This window comes from Herbiconiux sp., from assembly GCF_023264895.1.
Taxonomy (GTDB): Bacteria; Actinomycetota; Actinomycetes; order Actinomycetales; family Microbacteriaceae; genus Herbiconiux.
The window spans coordinates 23647-42168 of record NZ_JAHFUY010000018.1 but is presented as its reverse complement, the minus strand read 5'-3'; the positions used below and the strand labels follow the sequence as shown (position 1 = coordinate 42168).

The window sequence follows — 18522 nt, the reverse complement described above, 5'->3', positions numbered from 1 at the left end:
CGCGGAAGTGCGGCCCTCGAAGGTGATTAGAAGCCCCGAATTGGGGGTGCGGGTCGCCTGCCGTGGCCCCGCTCGCTCTGTCACGATGAAGGCCACCCGACCGGGGCGGACGCCCCAGAACGAAGAGGTTCCCGTGACTCGTCGCCCCCACCACCGCACCGGCGTCGGAGCAGGGATCGCCGTGGTCCTGGCATCCGCTCTGCTGCTCACCGGATGCGCGGGAGGCACGACGACGGCCGCTCCCGCAGCGTCTGCCGACGCCTCCGCCACAGCGGCCGCCCCGTTGGACTCCGCCGCGGCGACCCCCACCCCGACCCCGACGCCCGCGGACACCGACGCGCCCGTCGTGGTCGAGGAACTCGGCAAGGGCGAGCAGGATGCGGCGGTCGACGTCGAGGTCGAGGGTCCGGTGCAGGTGGCGTTCCGGCGCATCACGATCAAGCCGGGGGCGGGCACCGGCAAGCACTGCCACGACGGGCGACTGATCGCCGTGGTGGAGGAGGGGGCGCTCACCCACTACGCGCCGATCTACCCCGAGGGCGTGCACGTCTACGAGACGGGCGACTCCATCGAGGAGGGCCCCGGCTACGTGCACGAGGGCAAGAACGAGGGCACCGAGAACGTGGTGCTGCTCGTGACCTACATCATCCCGGCCGGCGACCCCCTCGCCGAGACCGACCTAACCCACTGCGACCCCGAGTAGCAAGCCCCGGCCGCTCCCGCCGCACCCCCGCCCCGCGCCCGCGCCCCTCCCTCGCCCCGCGCCCGCGGGAGTCGCGCGACAACCTGTGAGTCGCGCCGAAGTGCTCCCATTTCGGGCGGTGAGGTCCGTTTGGCGACACTTCGACGCGACTCGATGACACTCGACGGAACTCTACGGAACTCGACGGGGCGAGTGAGCGAGCGGGTGACGCGGTCAGCGGGCGCCGAGCAGGTTCGTGCCCGAGGCGGTGAGCGGCCGGCGCACCTCGTACTCGCCGAGGCCGTCGAGCTTGCCGAGCAGATCGGAGCGCCTGAGCTTCAGGTAGCCGTGCATCATCGCGAGGTCTGCGGAGCGGGTGGATGCGTCCATGAGGCGACTCTGCACCCGACCGCCGACACCCGCGAACGCCACTGAGAAAAGCTCGGAAAGCATGCGCATCGAACGCCACATGTGTCTATGCTGTCTGCAGCGGCAGGCCCTGGGAACGGTCGACGAACGACGAAAGGTTCCTCCATGCCCTCTTCCCGCCGATCCACGCCGCGGCGCGCCTCCCTCGCCGCGGCCGTGGTCGCGTCGACCCTCTGCGCCGTGCTCCTCGCCCCGGCCGGCGCTGCCCTCGCAGCCTCCGAGCAGCCGCCCGGTCTGGCCCTCGACATCCACGACCCCATCGCACTCCTGCAAGCACTCGCGCCGGACGAGCTCGCCCAGACCAGCACCCCGCCCACCCCCGCCGAGGCCGACGCACTGCGGGCTGAGGTCGGCATCGACCCGTTCCGGCTCGGCCTGCCGAACTCGCCCACCGAGCCCCTCGCCCTCTCGCCCGCGCAGACTGAGGGGGCCGGCCAGGCCGTGTCGCTCACGATCGGGGGAGCGGTCGGCCAGCCGCGCTCCGACTCCGGCATCACGTCCTTCGACCTGGCATCGCCCGCCGACGACGGTGAAGCCACCGCCGCGGCCTACATCCAGCCCCTTCAGAACGGCGTCCGCCTCCTCACGGCCCTCGCCTCACCGGCGGCGGGCACGGCCTTCGACTACACGTTCGACCTGCCCGACGGTGCCTACGCCACCGAGCTCCCCACCGGCCAGACCCTCCTCGCCGACGCCACCCACGCCTACATCGGCACCCTCGAACCGGCCTGGGCCCGAGACGCCACCGGCGCCTCCCTCCCCACCCGCTACACCTGGAACGGCGACACCCTCACCCAGCACGTCGACCTCGCCGCCGACACCGCCTTCCCGGTCCTCCTCGACCCCACCTGGTACTACGCCTACGACTTCTCCGCCGCGAAGCCGAGCTTCCCTGTGCACTACCCGAAAGCCTCGGAATCGGCGGCCAAGCGGCTCCTGCAGGCCTGTTTCAGCTGCCACTTCCCCATCGAGGGCGCCACCCGCGCCTACCCGCTGAACGGCACCGTGTTCATGCTCAAGGTGAGTCCGTGGACTCAGCTCGGCTGGGTCTGGGCGCCGGTCATCGTGCAGCATGCGATGGGCGGGGCGCTGCAGTTCGTCGCCGCGCCGGGTCACTTCGACGGCGAGGGTTCGATCATCACGTTCTCCTGGTACAACGACCCGAGTGGATACCTCCATCTCTACGTCCATGCCATGGTCAAGAAGGATCTCGGTACTCTCGCGAACGTCGCCAACTCGAAGGCGGCCGGGCTGACCTGGATGGAGTTCTGGCGGCGGGTCGCCGACCGGGCCGACGGCACCGGTGGCGTGTGAACTCTGGGAACGAGGGGCGGGCGCTGTCCGGTGCCCGTCCCATCCCGGGGTTCAGCCCCTTCCTCTCGATTCCCGGCGGTGTCGTCCTCGGTTTCGGCACCGGCATCGGGTTCGGCGTCATCACCGTCGCCACCAACTCCTTCGCTGATCCCACTCGGGCGCTGTCGGGGATCGGCGGGCTCCTTCTCCACGGAGTCGTGATCGGCGCTGTGGCGGGCGCGGCGTCGGGGTTGATCATCGGCAGCCTCGTGGCCATCGTCGTCTCTCTCGTACTCCTCGTGGTCCAGCGGATCCTCATCCCCGCGGTGGTCGGGGGAGTCGTCACGACGCTGTCGATCATGGCGGGCCTCGGTGCCGCCGGAATCGAGATCAGCGAGATCGCTGTCCTGGCGGTGTGGGCCGGAGTGGAAGCGGGAGGTGGGCTCACCGTCGTGCTCTGGTTCACGCCGGCCTGGCGCAGAAGTGATCATTCGTCATGAAATAATCGTCTCGTGAAGACCTCCAGCACTCCATCCCGGCGCCCGTGTGCTCCCCTCGCCGCGATTCTCATCGCACCACCGGCCGGCGCGGCAGCCGGAGGCATCACGGGTGTTCTGCACGGCGTCGTCTACCTGACAGCCCTGACGCTCGCGTCGGATCCTGCGCTGGCGTCGACGGGGAATGAGGTCACTCTGATCCTCTCGCTCCTCGGCTCCTGGGTCGTCGGCCAAGCATCGGGGGCTCTCGCGGGTGGCCTCATCGCGGTCGGGATGGCCGTGGTCCGTCCACTGGGGCTGGGGCGCGCGGCGTTCGTCTCGCTCGTCGCGATCCCGCCGGTCGCCGCGACAGTCTGGTGCATGGCGGCGTGGACGACAGGTGACCCCGAGGCGGTCGTCCTGTCACTTCAGTGCTCGCTCGCCATCGTGGGCGGCGTGATCCTTCTGGATGTCTACGCAGACATGCGAGATGCCAGACGACCACTCGGCAGGAACTCGTAACACGGGCGACATACGCGGCCGGGTAGCGTCTGGGTATGGACGGCGGGATGGGCGACGGGGCTCTCGAGGAGCGGGTGCAGCAGATCCTGCGGGGCGCCGTGCAGAAGCTGCAGGCATCCGGCGCCCGCACCGAGGCGCTCGCCGAGTACCGGGCGCGGAAGCCGATCCTGGGCATCGCCCGCGGGCCCGTGATGGTCGCCAAGGGGCGGGTGTGGCGCCTCGGCGTGCTGCTCCTGGATGAGAGCGGCGGCCTCCACACCATCGGCACCATCACGCGCGCCGTCGACCCCGGTCGCGTCACGAACCAGTCCGAGCGCGCCGAGATCCGCCGCGATCACCGGCGCGCCGCCTTCCAGGCGAAGTTCGCCGACGGCGACACCGTCAACTTCGACACGACCCCGGTGGCAACGGATGCGGCCAGCATCCGGAGCACCGACCCGACGAGACCGGGCCCCGCCACGAGCGCGCCCGCCGCCGCCGCCCACCTCCTCGCCCTCGCCCCCGACGGCACCGTGCTCGTGCGCTGGAACCTACAGCCCGGCAGCACCGCCTTCGCGCCGCTCGAGCCCTACCTCGCCGAGCGCGCCGACCTGCTCACCGCCCCGCCCCCGTAGCCCCACCCACCCGAGCCGAGGAGAAGCATGCAGCCCCGCCCCCGCCATTCACCCCGTGTTCACCCGTGCGCACCCGACCGTGCGTACTCTCCAGCGACGGCCACGGCCACAGCGACCACAACCACAGCGACGCTCGCACCGACCGCCGTCACGCCGCAGCCCATGAAGGAAGGAGCCCCCGCATGATCGACCAGGTCGACCCCTTCATCGGCACCGACGTCACGGCCCTCCCGCCCCAGTCCGGCCTCGCCGCCACCTGGTGGTGGCCGAAGCCCCAGATCGGCAACACCCACCCGGGCGCCACCTACCCCCTCGGCATGGTCTCGGCCTGCTCCTACTCGGGCGCGTACCCCACCGGCTACGGTCGCTACGACCTCAGCCTCGAGGGCATCCCGAGCACCATCCACGACCGGCAGCTCGCGAGCGGCTTCACGCACTTCCAGCAGTCGGGCACGGGAGCCATCCGCAAGTACTACAACTACTTCCGGGTCACCCCCATGATCGAGCCGCTCGACGTGCTCGGCCGCACCTGGGACCTCTCGGACGAGAGCGCCGAGCCCGGCTACTACGCCGCCACCCTCGACTCCGGCGTGCGCGCCGAGATCACGGTCGGCCCGAAGAGCGCGGTGCACCGGTACACCTTCCCGAAGCACTCGAACGCCCGCATCGTGATCGACTTCTCGATGGGCGGCCTCGGCATCCCCTACGGCTCCACCATCCCCCTGCGCGCCCACCTCGAGACCGTGGAGCCCGGCGTCGCCCGCGGCGAGATCGTGGCCGAGGGCGCCCCCATCGCCGTGCACGTCGAGTGCGACACCCCGCAGTGGCGGCAGATGCTCTGGTACGACCGGCGACTCATGCCGGGCGGCACCCGGCTCGACTTCGACCACATCCGCCCCACGACCCTCCGCCCCTTCGGCCTCATGTGGGCGGGCCCGAGCGGGGCCGGCCAGACCATCGAGCTCCGCATCGGCTTCTCGCTGCGAGGCGTCGAGCAGGCCGAGGAGAACCTCCGCCACGACTGCGGCCCCGGCCCCGCCCGCTTCGAGGCGCGGCGCCAGCGCACCCAGAAGACCTGGCGCAAGCACCTCAAGACCATCGCCATCGACACCCCGTCGGCCGAGCGCAGCACCGTGTTCCGCACGGCGCTCTACCACTCGCTCATCAAGCCGAGCTTCGCCGAGTCGGAGAGCCCGTTCTGGCCGAGCGAGGGACCGTTCGCCTTCGACATCGCCACGATGTGGGACATCTACCGCACCCAGCTGCCCCTGCTCACGGCCGTGCAGCCCGAGAAGGCCGTCGAGCTCGCGAACGCTCTGCTCACCATCTGCGAGGAGGAGGGCAACTTCCCGATCGGCTACCGGCTCGCCCGCGGCGGCGACCGCTTCTCGCGGCAGGCGAGCGCCCTCGCGCACACGTTCCTCGCCGACCTCTGCCAGCTCGGCGTGGAGGGCATCGACTGGGACTGGGCACTCGTGCACATGAGCGACGACCTGCGCCGCACCTACGGCGAGGAGTACCTGCTGCGCGGCGAGGCGCATCCGATCAGCCACACCCTCGACATCGCCTTCGGCTACTGGTGCACGGCCAAGGTCGCCCGCCACGTGGGCGACCGGGCGCTCGCCGCCCAGTTCGAGGAGCTCGCCGAGCGCTGGGTCAACGCCTACGACCCCGAGTCGGGCCTCCTCAAGGACAGCACGTACTACGAGGGCAGCCGCTACAACTACTCGTTCCGGCTGCAGCACGACATGGCCGGCCGCATCGCGGTGAGCGGCGGCCGCGAGCGCTTCATCGCCCAGCTCGACGCCTTCTTCGGCTACGGGGCGGATGCGGTGGTGCAGCCGGGCAACAAGCCGCCCGCCGACGAGCTCGCGGCCGGCTACGCCCTCGGGCGCTTCGAGGGGCTCAACAACGAGCCCGACATGGAGGCGCCGTGGGCCTACCACTACGCCGGCCGCCCGGACCGCACGGCCGAGGTCGTGCACGACATCGTGCTGCAGCAGTTCGGCGTGGGCCGCGGCGGCCTCCCGGGCAACGACGACTCCGGCGGCCTGAGCTCCTGGTACGTCTGGGCCTCGCTCGGCCTCTTCCCCGTGGCCGGGCAGAGCATCGTGCTCGTCAACGCCCCCTCCTTCGCCGAGTCGCGCCTCGCGGTCGCCGGCGGCGAGTTCCGGATGCGCACCCGCGGCTTCGTGGAACCGGTCGCGGGCGGTCCCGCGCAGTACGTGCAGGCCGCGTGGCTGAACGGCGAGCCGCTCGAGCGCACCTGGATCCACGGCACCGAGCTGCACGCCGGCGGTGAGCTCGTGCTCGAGCTCGGTCCCCGGCCGAGCGCGTGGGGGACCGTCGACGTGCCGCCCTCCAGTCGACCCAGCGGGGCCGCCCCGTGGCCGGCCGACGACGAGATGCTCACGGCGCATCCGGAGGCCGCGGCCCCCGAGCCCGACGTCATCATCACCGACACCGCCTCGCCCACAGTGGCCGTCCCCGATCCGGAGCCGGAAGACGCCGACGCCCGCACCGCCGCCCCCGACAACCCCGACACGCCTCCGAGCGAAGGAGACACCCTGTGACCTCGATCCGCAAGCGCCTCGTCATCATCAACCGCGCCGATCCCGTCATCTGCGGGCACTCCGTCGAGGGCCGCAACCTCGCCGAGACCGCCCTCGTGCGCGGCTTCGACGAGGTGCGCATCGTCACCTGGCCGCTCGAGCGCCTCGAGGCTGCCGGCCTGCCGCTGAAGCCCGCCGACTCCGTGCTGCCCTACAGCCCGGGCATCATCGTGGAGCGACCCGCGCCCGTGGGCGACTACAAGGTTCCCGACGGCCGCTACGTCGCCGGCATCACGGGCCGCCTCGTGGAGCTCTTCACCGACGGCGTGCCCACCGTGGCCCTCTCGCTCTACCTCAGCCCGCACACCCTCGCGGTGGCCGACGCCGTGCGGGCGGCGCAGGGCACGGGGCTGCCCGTGAACGTCACGACCATCGCCGAGGCCGTCGGCTCCGACGTCACCAACGTCGTGCGCACCGCCGTCGAGGAGGGGCGGCTGGGAGCTGCCGCCCACATCCTCTCGAGCTACCTGAGCCAGGACCACTGCGTGGCCGTCTCGGAGTACACCCGCGACCTCATCATCGAGGAGGCGCAGCGGGTCGACGACCAGCACGGCACGCGCTTCGCCGAGCAGTGCCGCGAGCGCATCCGCATCTCGTACCCCGCCATCGACGCCGCCCAGTACCTCGGGCTCGACGACGCCGAGACGGAGCGTCTGCTCGCCGCGCGCGGGCTCGAGCGCGACGGCTACCTCCTCTTCCTCTCCCGGCTCACGGATGCGAAGGGCGTCGACGACCTCATCCACGGCTTCGAGCGCAGCCGGGTGGGCCGGGAGACCGAGCTGCCGCTCATGATCGCCGGGCGCGGGCCCCAGGCCGCCGCGCTGCAGGAGCTCGCCGCCGCGTCGCCGCTCGCGCACCGCATCCGCTTCCTCGACGATGTGGGCGACGCCGAGAAGCCGTTCCTCATGGCGGGCTGCGCCGCGTTCGTGCTGCCGTCGAAGCCGCGGCCGGAGTTCGTGGAGACCTTCGGCATCGCGCTCGCCGAGAAGATGCTCGCGGGCGGCGGGCCCGTCATCACGACGCTCACGGGCGGCATCGGCGAGGCCATCGGCGACCACGCGATCGTGGTGCCGGTGAACGATCCGGATGCGGTGGCGGCCGCCATCGACCGCGCGATCCTCGAGACGACGGCGGAGCAGCGCGCCCGCTGGGCCGAGGAGGCGCGGGAGTACGCCCTGCAGTTCGACCGGCACGCGGTGTTCGACCGCCTGTTCGAGCGCCTGCCGCGCGAGGTCGCCGCACCGGCCTGAGCGGACGCGCCGGAGAACGTCCCCCTGACACGGCGCGAGGTCGTGGCTACGCTGTCGGCATGGCATCCGACGACGTGACCACGGCCTCGCCCGCCGACCGGCACCGCAGGGTGGCGGGCTCGTTCGAAGCGCTCGCCGTCGGTGCCGATCCGGAGGCCTGGGACGCCCCGGCCCCGGTCGAGGGCTGGACCGCCCGCGATGTCGTGCGCCATCTCACCACCTGGTTCCCGGGCTTCCTCGCGGGCGGCAGCGACATCGTGCTGCTCGCGGGCCCCTCGGTCGACGACGATCCGGTCGAGGCCTGGCGCGTGCACGCCGCCCAGGTGCAGGCCGTGCTCGACGACCCGCAGACGGCCGAGCGGATGTTCCGCAACCCGCACACGGGCGACCTCCCGCTGGCCGACGCGATCGACCGCTTCTACACGGCCGACGTGTTCATGCACTCCTGGGATCTCGCCACCGCGACCGGCCAGGCGCCGGGCCTCGACGAGGCCTACGCGGCCCAGCTGCTGGCCGGCATGGCGCCCCTCGACGAGATGCTCCGCGCGTCGGGCCAGTACGGCCCGCGGATCGTCGTGCCGGAGGACGCCACGACCGAGCAGCGCCTGGCCGGCTTCATCGGGCGCGATCCGTTCTGGACCGCGCCCGATGGAGCATCCGCCTGACCGGTCAGCGGAGACCGGCGACCGGCCGGGCTCAGTGCTCCTGCTGCACCACGGTGGTCTCGAGCGGGATCTCCTTGACGAAGCACAGCAGCACCGCGGCCACGAGCATGAGCGGCACGAGGTAGAGGTAGACCGGGCTGAGAGCGTTGGAGTAGGCCTCCACGATCATCGTGTGCACCTCGGGCGGCAGCGCGTTGATGGCCGCGGGAGTGAGCGCGTTGGTGTCGGTCGGCACCGCGCCACCGGCAGCACCCGCGGAGCTGCCGAGCGAGCTCAGCTGCTCGGTGAGCCGCGCCACGAAGAGTGAGCCCACGATGGCCGACCCGAGCGAGGCGCCGATCTCGCGGAAGAAGTTGTTTCCCGCGGTCGCCGTTCCCACCATCTTGTGCGGCACCGAGTTCTGCACGATGAGCACGAGCACCTGCATGGCGAGCCCGATGCCGAGGCCGAGCACGGTGAGGTAGCCGAGGATGAGCCAGAGCGGGGTGTCGGCCCGCATGGTGGAGAAGAGCACGAGGGCGACCGCCACCACGATCGTGCCGGCGATCGGCATCCACTTGTAGCGGCCCGTCTTCGAGATCAGGAAGCCGCCGCCGATGCCCGTGATCATGAGGCCCGCGAGCATCGGGAGGAGCATGAAGCCCGACTCGGTGGCGTTGACGCTGTTGACGATCTGCAGGAACGTGGGCATGTAGCCGAGCGCGCCGAACATCGAGATGCCGATGGCGAGACCGCCGAGGGTGGTGAGCGTGAAGTTGCGGTTCGCGAAGAGCGACATCGGGATGACGGGCTCGGAGCTCCGGCGCTCGATCAGCACGAAGGCCACGGCGGCGATGACGGTCACGACGATGAGGCCGATGATCACGGGGGAGTTCCAGTCGTACTCCGTGCCGCCCCACGAGGCGGTGAGCACGAGGCCCGAGGCGGCGATCGCGAGGGTGACCATGCCGGCCACGTCGATCTTCGGCCGCACGAGGTTCTCGATCTTCGGCAGCTTGATGAAGACGACGGCGGCCACGATCGCGGCGATGCCGAGTGGCACGTTGATCCAGAACGCGAGGCGCCAGCTCAGCACGTCGGTGAAGAGCCCGCCGAGCAGGGGGCCGGCCACCGAGGCGAGCCCGAACACCACGCCCACGAAGCCCATGTACTTGCCGCGCTGGCGGGCGGGGATGACGTCGGCGATGATCGCCTGAGACAGGATCATGAGCCCGCCGCCGCCGAGGCCCTGCACGGCGCGCCCGGCGATGAGCCACTCCATCGAGGTCGCGAAACCGCCCACGACCGAGCCGAAGACGAAGATCGAGAGCGCGATCACGAACAGCGACTTGCGGCCGATCAGGTCACCGACCTTGCCGTAGACCGGCATCACGACGGTGGACGCGAGGATGTAGGCGGTCGCCACCCAGAGCATGTGGTTGACGCCGTCGAGCTCGCCCACGATGGTGGGGAGCGCAGTGCCGAGGATGGTCTGGTCGAGGGCCGAGAGCAGCATCGCCACGAGCAGCGCGGCGAAGATCAGGTTGACCTGCTTCGCGCCGAGCTTGGGCGGATCCGCCGGTGCGGGTGCGGCGCCTGACACGGCGGGGGTGGAGCCGGTGGGCGTGCCGGCCTTGGGGGTGGTTGACATGGGGGTTCCTCGCGGGTCGGGGGAGAAGGGGAGGGGAACGGGCGATCAGCGGCCGGCCGCGGCGAACAGGGACTGCCGGGCTCCGGTGATGTGGTGGGCGATGGGATGCGTGGTGTCGGCGTCGAGGCTCCAGTTGCGGAGGGCGAGCCGTAGCACGGCCCCCACGAGGAAGACGACGGACCAGGCGCGGTTCTCGCGCTCGGCCTCCGGAACGAGACCCTCGTCGGTCAGGACGCGGGTCACCTGCCGGGCCAGGTTCTCCTCGATGTCGCCGAGGGTGCGGAAGCTCCGCGCCAAGAGGTCCGGGTTCTCGATCAGGATGGCGCGCTTGCGCTCCTCGAGGTCGGGCCGGCCGAGATCGAAGGCGTCGAACTCGGCGAGCACGGCGTCGAGCACGGCGTCGACGATCGGCACACCGGGGGTGTGCGCGAGGTCGTGCAGGTCGGGTGGCGGGAAGGCGCGGGAGTTGCCGAGAACCGCGTCCTCCTTGCCGGCGTAGTAGTTGAAGAAGGTGCGGCTCGTCACATCAGCACGGGCGCTGATGGCCTCGACGGTGACCTCGGCGAGACTCGACTCGGAGACGAGCTCGACCGCCGCGACCTCGATCGCCCGCGCGGTCTCGCGCTTCTTGCGCTCACGCAGGCCCGGCTGCTCGCGGGTGGCGGTGTCGGTCATGCCGCAATAATTTCACAGCATGAAAGTTTTCGCAACGCGAAAGTTCGCGGGTCAGCGCGCGGGGCCGGGCCCCGGTTCGTCGAGGGGCACGAGGCCCGTCGTGGTGCCGGCGATGGTGGCGAGCTGCTCGATCCACTCGCGGTTCAGCGACGGCTCGCGGCCGCCGACGAAGTGGAACTCCAGCGGGATGGCCGGGTCGAGCCAGAGCGAGATCCGCCCACCGCCGTTCTCGCGGTGGAGCTCCCAGCTGAGGGTGAACGACTCGCGGCGGCGGAACTTCGTGACGATCACCACGCGCAGGTGCGCGAGCATCCGATCGTCGAACTCCCACTCCGACCTGTGCGGTCCGTAGACGAGCCTTCCCACCCTTGTCCTCCTCGATGCCACGCCGCGGCAGGTGAGCGCGGGGCACTTCGGATCGTAGCGGCTGATGCGGTTCCGGATCGACCTCCCGCGCACGGGAAAGCGAGGGCCGCAGACGATTATCCTGGTGGTGGAGGAGGTCGCGATGGCACGGCGCAGAGGGCGTGGTCCGCGGTGGCTGGCGACCGGTCGCGCGGTCGAGCCGCCGGAGCCGCTGCCCGAGCACGAGGTCGAGGCGGCCATCGCCGACGGTGTGCTGATCGCGCGCTTCTCCGCGGCGCTGACGCTCAAGAACCGCCTGATCGTGGCGTCCATCCGCGACGAGGTGCCGTTCAGCACCGAAAACGCGTCGGAGCTCGCCCGCGAGGTGCTCGAGTCGATCGCGGCGGAGCAGGACGAGAACGCCCTGCACGCCGTCGACGTGATCGGCTTCGCGGAGACGGATTCGGGTGCCGCCCGGCACGAGCACGACTACAAGCTGCGCGACCTCGAGCTGCTGAACGCCCGCCGCCGGGTCTACCGCGAGGTGGCCGCGCGGCTGCGACTCGACGCGCAGGATCCGGAGTACATCGCCGACCTCGTCGAGCAGGCGAGGGTGAAGGCGTGGGACGACCTGAGCCGGGAGATCGAGTCGCGACTCGACGACGCCAGGGTGTCGGCGTCGCTCGTGGTCGACGACGAGTACCTGCGCGATCGCGACGAGCGCATGCGGCGCCTCCGCGAGTTCGACCTCTGGCACCTGGCCGACCAGAACTACGGCCGGCGCACGGTGCGTCGCTGATCCGTCGGGCTCTCGGGCTCTCGGGCTCACGGGCTCGCTGGTTCTCGGGCTCTCGGTGATCGGCCGGTGCGGGAGTAGATTCGGTCTCGGAGGACGACCGTGGCCGATGAGATCAGCATCGCTTTCCAGGCCTTCGACGAAGACCTGCGACCGGGGCCGGACGACGTCGCCCCGGTGCGGGCGCTCCGCGACGAGGTCGCCCTCGGGCTCGAGGCCGATCCGACCGTGCTCCGGGTGGTCGAGGGCGGTTCGTGGCTGAACGGCACGGCGGTGCGCGACCGCAGCCGGCTCGACCTGTTCGTGGTCGTGGGCTCGCGGGCCCGGCCGCCCGCACGCCTCGCCGGCTCACTCGTCCCGCTGCTGCCCGCCGATCTCCTCGTCGAGCCGCAGACCGACGGCTCACTCGTGCTCGAGCGGCTGGGCACCCCGGGGCTCCGGCTCATCCCGGCGCTCGAGTCGGAGCATCCGGACGACGTGGGGGAGTCTGCAGGCGCAGGCGAGCTGCGGGTTCCGGATGCGTCGGGCCGCTGGGTGCGGCACCGCCCGGTCGCGCGATCGGTGCTGCTGTCGCGACTCGACGGGAGCCTGGGCGGGGTGCGTGCCCTGATCCGGCTGCTGCTCGCATGGAAGCACCGCCAGGCCGTACCGATCTCCTCCTACTACCTCGAGACCGTCGCCCTGCGGCAGGCGCTGCAGCAGCACTCGTTCAGCGTGCTCTGGGACGCCTGCTGGGTCTGGGAGCGCCTCCGGCTCGACGGCCTCACGCGCGTGCCGGATCCCACCTCGCCCGACGGCAGGCAGGGGGTTCGGGCCACCGCCACCCTGGCCGGAGCGGTGGCGGCGCAGTATCCCGTGGAGCGGGCTGCCACGAGCTCTCGCGCAGCCGTGAACGCCTACCTCGATGGTGACCTCGAGACCTCCGGGGCCTACCTGCGGACGGTCTTCGGGTCGGACTTCCCGGGGTTCTAGCCCCGGCCCTCGGCGCGGGCGGCGTAGCTGTCGGCGGCCGCGGCCACACGGTGGTTGTAGTCGATCGAGGAGTTGTAGGAGGAGACGGCCGTGATCCAGTCGGCGGGGTCGCGGAGGTCGCCGCCCGACGCGCAGAGGTAGTGGGCCGCTGTGAGAACGGCGTCGTCGATCCGGTGCACGTCGGCGCGGCCGTCTCCGTCGCCGTCCGCGGCGAACTGCTCCCAGGTCCCCGGGATGAACTGCATCGGGCCCACGGCGCGATCCCACACCGTGTCGCCGTCGAGGAGCCCGCCGTCGGTGTCGGCGATCGCCTCGACGCCCGCTCCGTCGAGCGGGATGCCGACGATCGCGGGGGAGACGAGCCCGTCGGGCCCGATCGTGCCGCCGTGGATCGAGCCGTGCTCGGACTCGACCCAGCCGATCGCCGCGAGGGTGTTCCAGCCCAGGCCGCATGACGGCTGCTCGGCCCGCAGCCGCAGCTCGGCGCCGGCGTAGGCGAGGAGGGCGCGGAGCGGCACGCCCGTCGCGGTGGCCGTGCGCGCGGCCCACGCGGCATCCGGAAGGCTCGAGATGCCCGTGGGGGCCGCTTCGGAGCCGCCGTCGCCCGCGGCCGGGACCGGGGTGGGTGCTGGTGTCGCTGCGGTGGCGGTGCTGTCGCCGCTCGTCGCATCCGGTCGCTGCCCGGAGCTCAGACCCACCACGAGCCACCCCGCCAGCGCGGCGGCCGCGAGCACTCCGGCGATCGCCAGCACGGCGCCCACCACCCGAGTTCTCGTCGATCCGCTCACCGTCGACCCAGCCTACGCGGGCGCCGTCGCGGTCCCGGCAGGCGGCTGACCGCGATCACCGCTTATAGCGCTTGCGACACGCGGAATGCAATCCCCTGCCGAAACGAATCTGTTTCGCTAGTCTAACTAATAGTCAGTCGACCGAAGCGGAGGAGCACCCATGGCACTGGTCACCAGCATCACGTCGGTCCGTGAGGATTCGGTCTCCGGCGAGTCCATCGCGTGGAACTCGCCCGAGCCCAAGCTCTGGGTGGGCAACCGCTCCGGTGAGTACGCCGGCATGGTCGAGTACACCGCCGGCCACTTCGTCGCGACCGGACCCTTTGGGGAGCGCTTCGGCAGCTACAGCGATGTCGCCCAGGCGATGGCCGCCGTCGACGACCGGGCCAGTGGGCTCCGGATGCGCGACGGCCTGCTCTCGAACGTGGCGCTCGTCTCGGCCGTCGTCGCGATCTCCGTCGCGGGCATGAGCCTCACGATGATCGCGGCCTGAGCTCCGACTTCTTCTCCCGGGGCCGCCTCGCGTAGTCGCGGGCGCGATCGCTCGAGAGGGCGATCAGGATCAGGATGTCGAGCGACAGGCTGATCAGGTTCGTCCCGAGCGTGATGGCCTGGTGGCCCTCGACGTGGTCGACCGCTGCCGCGACGATGCCGATCACGCTGAAGGCGAGCACGGCGATGCGCGCGGCGTTGCTCCCGAACAGCACGAACAGGCCGAGCACCAGCTCGAACAGGGCGAAGACGGCGGTGCCGACCACGATCGCCCACACCGTCACGTCGCGGAAGTCGAGCGTCTTCGGCAGGTCGGCATCCGTGTCGAGGAGGATGGAGTCGCGCACTCCCTGCCAGTCGAAGAGCACGAGCAGGAGGATGACGACCGGGGTGATGGCGCTCAGCATCACGACGACGGCGCCGAACAGCGTGGGGGCGGGGCGCCGCACCACCTTGTCGGGAGCCGGGCTCGTGGCGGTCGCCGTGTGCGGCGTGGGCACGGGCGCCTCGGCCTCGTCGACCGCCACCGCCGTGGGGGTGACCGCGCGGAGGTCGATGACCGGCAGGTCGCCGTCGGTCACGATCGCGTCGCCGCCGCCGTTCCTCGAGTGATAGCCCGTGGCGAAGTCCTCGAGCACGGTCACCCGCACGGCGGCATCCGCTGTCTGCACGGTCTCCACGATGTGGTCCCGCTCCACGTCGGTGTTCTCGTCGATCTTGTGGGTGATCTGCAGCGTGAAGAGCGAGAAGCCGACCGCGCGGTCGTAGGTTCCGGCGGCGAGCCAGTCGGTGGCGTGGCCGCCCGGCAGCAGCCAGCCCTCCGGGCAGCGCCAGAATCGCACGTGATGGCGCTTGGCGGGGTTGCCCTTGACCTCCTGCTGGTAGGCGAAGTCCTGGTTGCGGCCGAAGAGCATGAGGGGGCTGACAGGCGCCTCGTGGTAGCTCCGGCGCAGCACCGTCGACGCCACGATCTTGAGTGCGCTCCGGAAGGTGAGGTCGTCGGCGCGGGTCCAGCCGGCGGCGGCCATGGCGGTGTGCACCTGCTCCTCGCTGCCGAGGAGGCCGAGGTTGACCGGATCGCCGAGGAGGCCGTCGCTCGTGCGGGTGCGGCCGATGAAGTAGTTCGGCACGTAGATGTTGGTGAGGATGCGGTGGAGGCGCGGGAGCGCGATGTACGCCACCAGGATCCAGAACACGAGGTAGAACCACAGCTGCGCCCAGCCGGAGGAGAAGCCCTCGGAGAGGACGAGATAGGCGAGCCAGACGGCTGCGACACCCGCCACCACGAAGAACAGGTTGTCGAGCAGCGCGTTGATCGAGAAGCGTCGGGGCCTGGCGGGGCGGGGGCGGCGGGCCATGGGTCCACGATAGCGGCGCGGAGGGCCCGGGCCCGAGCGGCTGCTGGCTCCGTTCTTCGGCGGCTCAGACCGCGGTGGGCCTCGCAATCGTGACGCGGGTCACGTAGGGGAGCGGGATGAGGTCGTGGCCGGCGAGGTCGGGATGCGTGCGGAGGAAGGTGTCCAGCTCGGTGAAGAGGTGTTCGCGCTCCTCCGGGGCCATCGCGATGACGTAGCTGCGCGAGGCCACCATGTCGCGGAACGCCGCGCGGTCGAGCTCGTTCGTCCAGCGGAACTCGGCGTACTCCGTGCGCTCGAGCGGGGCGGCGACGGGGGGCTTCTCCGTGTCGAAGTCCTCGGCGATGGAGCTGCCCATCACCCGGGTGAGCTCGGACACCCACGGGACCTCCGCGTCACGCACGTTCCAGACGAGCGCGAGAGCCCCTTCGGGTCGCAGCACGCGGGCGATCTCGCGGGAGGCCGGTTCGACGTCGACCCAGTGCCAGGCCTGCGCCATCGTCACCAGATCGGCGGAGGAGTCGGCGAGGGGGAGGCGCTCGGCACTGCCCTCGACGGCCGCGACTCCGGGGAAGGAGGCGGCGAGACGGTCGCGCATCGCCGGGTCGGGCTCGACGGCCGTGACCTCGGTGGGGCGATTCGCCAGGGACGCGGTGAACTTGCCCGTCCCGGCGCCGACGTCCACCACGTGCGGGCGACCCGATCCGGATGCCGCGCGCGCCAGGATCCACAGGACCGCCTCGTCGGGGTAGCCCGGGCGGCCTCGGTCGTAGGCGGCCGCCTCCCGGCCGAAGGTGAGGGCTAGGTCGTGGTCCTTGGGTGCCGGCATCGTTCCAGTGTGCTCCTGTTCTCCGGCTGTCCTGTTCTCCGGCTGTGTCGGAGGGTGTCGGCGGTGGCTGGTATTCTGCGGATCTGTCGTCGACCGCGAAGGGTGGCCGTGAAGGGTTCGATCGAGAGCACGCCACTCGGGCGGGTGCGTCGCTGGGGTGGCGCACTGGCCGCCGTCGTGCTCGTCGCCGGGGTCGTGGCGACGGCGTCGGTGGCGTCCGCCGCGACGGCGGGTTCCGGGCTCTCCTCTTCGGTGCTGTCCTCTTCGGTGCCCGGGCCCAAGCATTCCGGCGTCGCGCAGTCCGGACCGATCGGAGGCTCTCCCGTGCCGACAGTCATGCCCGGCCCGGCTGCGGGTGGTGAGGGTGCGCCCGGATCGCCTGCCGTGCCCGCACCCGGTCCGGCTCCTGCTCCGGCCTCGGCCGATGGGGCCCCTCAGGCTGCACTCCCCGGGTGGCTGCACACCGACGGCGGCACGATCGTCACCGCCGGCGGCTCGCCCTACGTCATCAAAGCGGTCTCCTGGTTCGGGCTCGAGACGGGCAACTGCGCGCCCCACGGGCTCTGGTCGATCAGCCTCGATGCGGGACTGGCGCAGATCGCGGGCTGGGGCTTCAACACGATCCGCCTGCCCTACTCCAACGAGTGCCTGGCATCGCCTGCGAGCTCCTCAGTCAACGCCTACGCCAACCCCACGCTCGCCTCGCTCACGCCGTTGCAGCTCATGGACGCGTTCGTGCAGCGTGCGAAGGCCTACGGGCTGAACGTCATCCTCGACCGGCACCGGCCGGGTTCCGAGGCGCAGTCGGAGCTCTGGTACACCGACCGCTTCCCCGAGTCGACCTGGATCTCGGACTGGCAGATGCTCGCGCAGCGCTACGCCGGGGAGCCCTCGGTCATCGGCTTCGACCTGCACAACGAGCCCCGCGGCAGCGCCTGCTGGGGCTGCGGCGATCCCGCGGTCGACTGGCAGGCCGCGGCCACGCGGGCAGGCGATGCGGTGCTCGCGGTCAACCCCGAACTGCTCATCATCGTCGAGGGCGTCGAGAAGCAGAACGACGGCAGCTACACCTGGTGGGGCGGCGGGCTCGCCGACGCGGGGTCCGATCCGGTGACGCTCTCGGTGCCCGACCGGGTGGTGTACTCGCCGCACGACTACCCGGCGTCGATCTACCCGCAGGAGTGGTTCACGAGCCCCGACTACCCGGCCAACCTGCCGGCGTTCTGGGACTCGCAGTGGGGCTACCTCGCCAAGGAGGGCATCGCGCCCGTGCTGGTGGGCGAGTTCGGCTCGAAGCTGCAGACGGATGGCGACCGGGCCTGGTTCGAGAACATCGTGGCGTATCTCGCGGGCTCGGGCATGAGCTTCTCCTACTGGTCGTTCAACCCCAACAGCGGCGACACCGGCGGGCTCGTGCAGGACGACTGGACGACGCCGCAGGCCGAGAAGATCGCCGCGCTCTCGCCCCTCATCGGGAGCGGGACGGCGGTGACGGCGCCTGCGCCTGCCACCGGGGTGCCGCTGCCCGCCCCGTCGCCGGTGCCGGGCACGGGTGCTCCGGCCACGCCGACCCCGAGCGGGTCACCGGGGTCCTCTGGCACGCCGTGGCTGAAACCCACCGAGCGGATCGGGGGCACCGCGGGGCCGGGAGCGCCCGGGCCGCGCGCCCCCGGTGCGACAGCCACGCCCGGTGCGACAGCCTCGCCCGGTGCCGGGCCGTCCACGGGCACGGCTCGTCCGGGAACGCCGGGTGGGGGTGCCGGTGCCGGCTCCGCATCGCTCTCCGCGGTCTGGGCGCTGCAGAGCGAGTGGGAGAACGGCTACGTCACCGAGATCTCGGTCACGAACGCGGGAGCGTCGTCGGGCTGGAGCATCTCGTGGCCGGATGCCGGCGCGACGTCGGTCGTGAGCGCCTGGGGCATGGACTGCTCGGTCGCCTCCGGGGTCGTGACCTGCCGGGGCGCGCAGTGGGCGGCGTTCGTGGCGCCCGGCCAGACGGTCACGGCGGGAGTGCAGGTGGCCTCGACGACCTCGCCCGGGACTCCCGACTTCACCCTCACCGCGCGCTGATCGCGCTCCCCGCCCGGGCTGTCGACG

The 18522-nt window shown here is 71.4% G+C and carries 19 protein-coding genes; 12 read left to right on the top strand and 7 right to left on the bottom strand.

The genetic code is table 11. The features are described from left to right. Nucleotides 1–133: 133 nt before the first annotated feature. Nucleotides 134–703, top strand: coding sequence for a cupin domain-containing protein (locus Q0D57_RS02600; RefSeq protein WP_291037659.1), 570 nt, complete (start codon nt 134–136; stop codon nt 701–703). 213 nt (nt 704–916) lie between these two features. Here Q0D57_RS02600 and Q0D57_RS02595 read toward each other — a convergent pair whose 3' ends face one another. After that, a complete protein-coding gene (locus Q0D57_RS02595) occupies nt 917–1072 on the bottom strand; it encodes a hypothetical protein (protein WP_366518574.1) in 156 nt (51 codons plus the stop codon). Nucleotides 1073–1216: 144 nt separating this feature from the next. Between Q0D57_RS02595 and Q0D57_RS02590 the strand changes: the two genes are divergently transcribed. From Q0D57_RS02590 to Q0D57_RS02560, 7 genes are all read left to right on the top strand, one after another. Further along, nucleotides 1217–2425 carry a hypothetical protein gene (locus Q0D57_RS02590; protein WP_291037656.1) on the top strand — a complete coding sequence of 403 codons (1209 nt, stop codon included), beginning with the start codon at nt 1217–1219 and terminating at the stop codon, nt 2423–2425. Continuing rightward, complete coding sequence (locus Q0D57_RS02585) at nt 2422–2904, top strand: hypothetical protein (protein WP_291037654.1); 483 nt, start codon at nt 2422–2424, stop codon at nt 2902–2904. The genes Q0D57_RS02590 and Q0D57_RS02585 overlap by 4 nt, the downstream gene beginning before the upstream one ends. Before the next feature lie 12 nt (nt 2905–2916). Continuing rightward, the gene (locus tag Q0D57_RS02580; protein WP_291037651.1) at nt 2917–3402 is read left to right on the top strand and encodes a hypothetical protein; all 486 of its coding nucleotides are present in this window, start codon (nt 2917–2919) and stop codon (nt 3400–3402) included. Nucleotides 3403–3437: 35 nt separating this feature from the next. Next, nucleotides 3438–4016, top strand: a complete 579-nt coding sequence (locus Q0D57_RS02575) for a hypothetical protein (protein WP_291037648.1) — start codon at nt 3438–3440, stop codon at nt 4014–4016. 182 nt (nt 4017–4198) lie between these two features. Continuing rightward, complete coding sequence (locus Q0D57_RS02570; protein ID WP_291037645.1) at nt 4199–6589, top strand: glycoside hydrolase domain-containing protein; 2391 nt, start codon at nt 4199–4201, stop codon at nt 6587–6589. Beyond that, entirely contained in the window at nt 6586–7878 is a 1293-nt protein-coding gene (locus Q0D57_RS02565) for a glycosyltransferase family 4 protein (RefSeq protein ID WP_291037640.1), read from the top strand. Before Q0D57_RS02570 ends, Q0D57_RS02565 begins: the two co-directional genes overlap by 4 nt. A 59-nt stretch (nt 7879–7937) precedes the next feature. Then, nucleotides 7938–8543 carry a TIGR03086 family metal-binding protein gene (locus Q0D57_RS02560; RefSeq protein ID WP_291037637.1) on the top strand — a complete coding sequence of 202 codons (606 nt, stop codon included), beginning with the start codon at nt 7938–7940 and terminating at the stop codon, nt 8541–8543. A gap of 31 nt (nt 8544–8574) precedes the next feature. On the opposite strand, the gene Q0D57_RS02555 is transcribed toward Q0D57_RS02560, so the two are convergent. From Q0D57_RS02555 to Q0D57_RS02545, 3 genes are read right to left on the bottom strand one after another with little or no spacing between them, the layout of a single operon-like run. After that, nucleotides 8575–10173 (bottom strand): MDR family MFS transporter, encoded by a 1599-nt coding sequence (locus tag Q0D57_RS02555; protein ID WP_291037634.1) that lies wholly within the window; start codon nt 10171–10173, stop codon nt 8575–8577. 45 nt (nt 10174–10218) lie between these two features. Beyond that, nucleotides 10219–10848 carry a TetR family transcriptional regulator gene (locus Q0D57_RS02550; RefSeq protein WP_291037632.1) on the bottom strand — a complete coding sequence of 210 codons (630 nt, stop codon included), beginning with the start codon at nt 10846–10848 and terminating at the stop codon, nt 10219–10221. A 51-nt stretch (nt 10849–10899) separates the two neighbouring features. Further along, complete coding sequence (locus tag Q0D57_RS02545; protein WP_291037629.1) at nt 10900–11214, bottom strand: ATP-dependent DNA ligase; 315 nt, start codon at nt 11212–11214, stop codon at nt 10900–10902. A gap of 142 nt (nt 11215–11356) precedes the next feature. Here Q0D57_RS02545 and Q0D57_RS02540 point away from each other — a divergent pair, with 142 nt between their 5' ends. Together Q0D57_RS02540 and Q0D57_RS02535 are read left to right on the top strand one after the other, a co-directional pair. After that, entirely contained in the window at nt 11357–11992 is a 636-nt protein-coding gene (locus Q0D57_RS02540) for a hypothetical protein (protein WP_291037622.1), read from the top strand. Between the two features lie 99 nt (nt 11993–12091). Further along, nucleotides 12092–12961 (top strand): hypothetical protein, encoded by an 870-nt coding sequence (locus tag Q0D57_RS02535; protein WP_291037620.1) that lies wholly within the window; start codon nt 12092–12094, stop codon nt 12959–12961. Here the strand turns inward: Q0D57_RS02535 and Q0D57_RS02530 are convergent. Further along, nucleotides 12958–13749, bottom strand: coding sequence for a lytic murein transglycosylase (locus tag Q0D57_RS02530; RefSeq protein WP_291037618.1), 792 nt, complete (start codon nt 13747–13749; stop codon nt 12958–12960). The genes Q0D57_RS02535 and Q0D57_RS02530 overlap by 4 nt on opposite strands. Before the next feature lie 160 nt (nt 13750–13909). On the opposite strand from Q0D57_RS02530, the gene Q0D57_RS02525 reads away from it, so the two are divergent. Next, the gene (locus tag Q0D57_RS02525) at nt 13910–14242 is read left to right on the top strand and encodes a hypothetical protein (RefSeq protein WP_291037616.1); all 333 of its coding nucleotides are present in this window, start codon (nt 13910–13912) and stop codon (nt 14240–14242) included. Here the strand turns inward: Q0D57_RS02525 and Q0D57_RS02520 are convergent. Together Q0D57_RS02520 and Q0D57_RS02515 are read right to left on the bottom strand one after the other, a co-directional pair. Then, nucleotides 14223–15599, bottom strand: coding sequence for an LssY C-terminal domain-containing protein (locus Q0D57_RS02520; protein ID WP_291037614.1), 1377 nt, complete (start codon nt 15597–15599; stop codon nt 14223–14225). The genes Q0D57_RS02525 and Q0D57_RS02520 overlap by 20 nt on opposite strands. A 64-nt stretch (nt 15600–15663) precedes the next feature. Then, nucleotides 15664–16425 (bottom strand): class I SAM-dependent methyltransferase, encoded by a 762-nt coding sequence (locus tag Q0D57_RS02515; RefSeq protein ID WP_291037612.1) that lies wholly within the window; start codon nt 16423–16425, stop codon nt 15664–15666. Nucleotides 16426–16533: 108 nt separating this feature from the next. Here Q0D57_RS02515 and Q0D57_RS02510 point away from each other — a divergent pair, with 108 nt between their 5' ends. Then, nucleotides 16534–18495, top strand: a complete 1962-nt coding sequence (locus Q0D57_RS02510; RefSeq protein WP_291037610.1) for a cellulase family glycosylhydrolase — start codon at nt 16534–16536, stop codon at nt 18493–18495. The last annotated feature ends 27 nt before the right edge of the window (nt 18496–18522 follow it).

Bases quoted from the DNA above. Each gene is read 5' to 3' on its own strand.
- Q0D57_RS02595 (WP_366518574.1), bottom strand. From the start codon at position 1,072: ATGGACGCATCCACCCGCTCCGCAGACCTCGCGATGATGCACGGCTAC.
- Q0D57_RS02560 (WP_291037637.1), top strand. From the start codon at position 7,938: ATGGCATCCGACGACGTGACCACGGCCTCGCCCGCCGACCGGCACCGC.
- Q0D57_RS02550 (WP_291037632.1), bottom strand. From the start codon at position 10,848: ATGACCGACACCGCCACCCGCGAGCAGCCGGGCCTGCGTGAGCGCAAG.
- Q0D57_RS02520 (WP_291037614.1), bottom strand. From the start codon at position 15,599: ATGGCCCGCCGCCCCCGCCCCGCCAGGCCCCGACGCTTCTCGATCAAC.
- Q0D57_RS02570 (WP_291037645.1), top strand. From the start codon at position 4,199: ATGATCGACCAGGTCGACCCCTTCATCGGCACCGACGTCACGGCCCTC.
- Q0D57_RS02590 (WP_291037656.1), top strand. From the start codon at position 1,217: ATGCCCTCTTCCCGCCGATCCACGCCGCGGCGCGCCTCCCTCGCCGCG.
- Q0D57_RS02555 (WP_291037634.1), bottom strand. From the start codon at position 10,173: ATGTCAACCACCCCCAAGGCCGGCACGCCCACCGGCTCCACCCCCGCC.
- Q0D57_RS02515 (WP_291037612.1), bottom strand. From the start codon at position 16,425: ATGCCGGCACCCAAGGACCACGACCTAGCCCTCACCTTCGGCCGGGAG.
- Q0D57_RS02540 (WP_291037622.1), top strand. From the start codon at position 11,357: ATGGCACGGCGCAGAGGGCGTGGTCCGCGGTGGCTGGCGACCGGTCGC.
- Q0D57_RS02525 (WP_291037616.1), top strand. From the start codon at position 13,910: ATGGCACTGGTCACCAGCATCACGTCGGTCCGTGAGGATTCGGTCTCC.
- Q0D57_RS02575 (WP_291037648.1), top strand. From the start codon at position 3,438: ATGGACGGCGGGATGGGCGACGGGGCTCTCGAGGAGCGGGTGCAGCAG.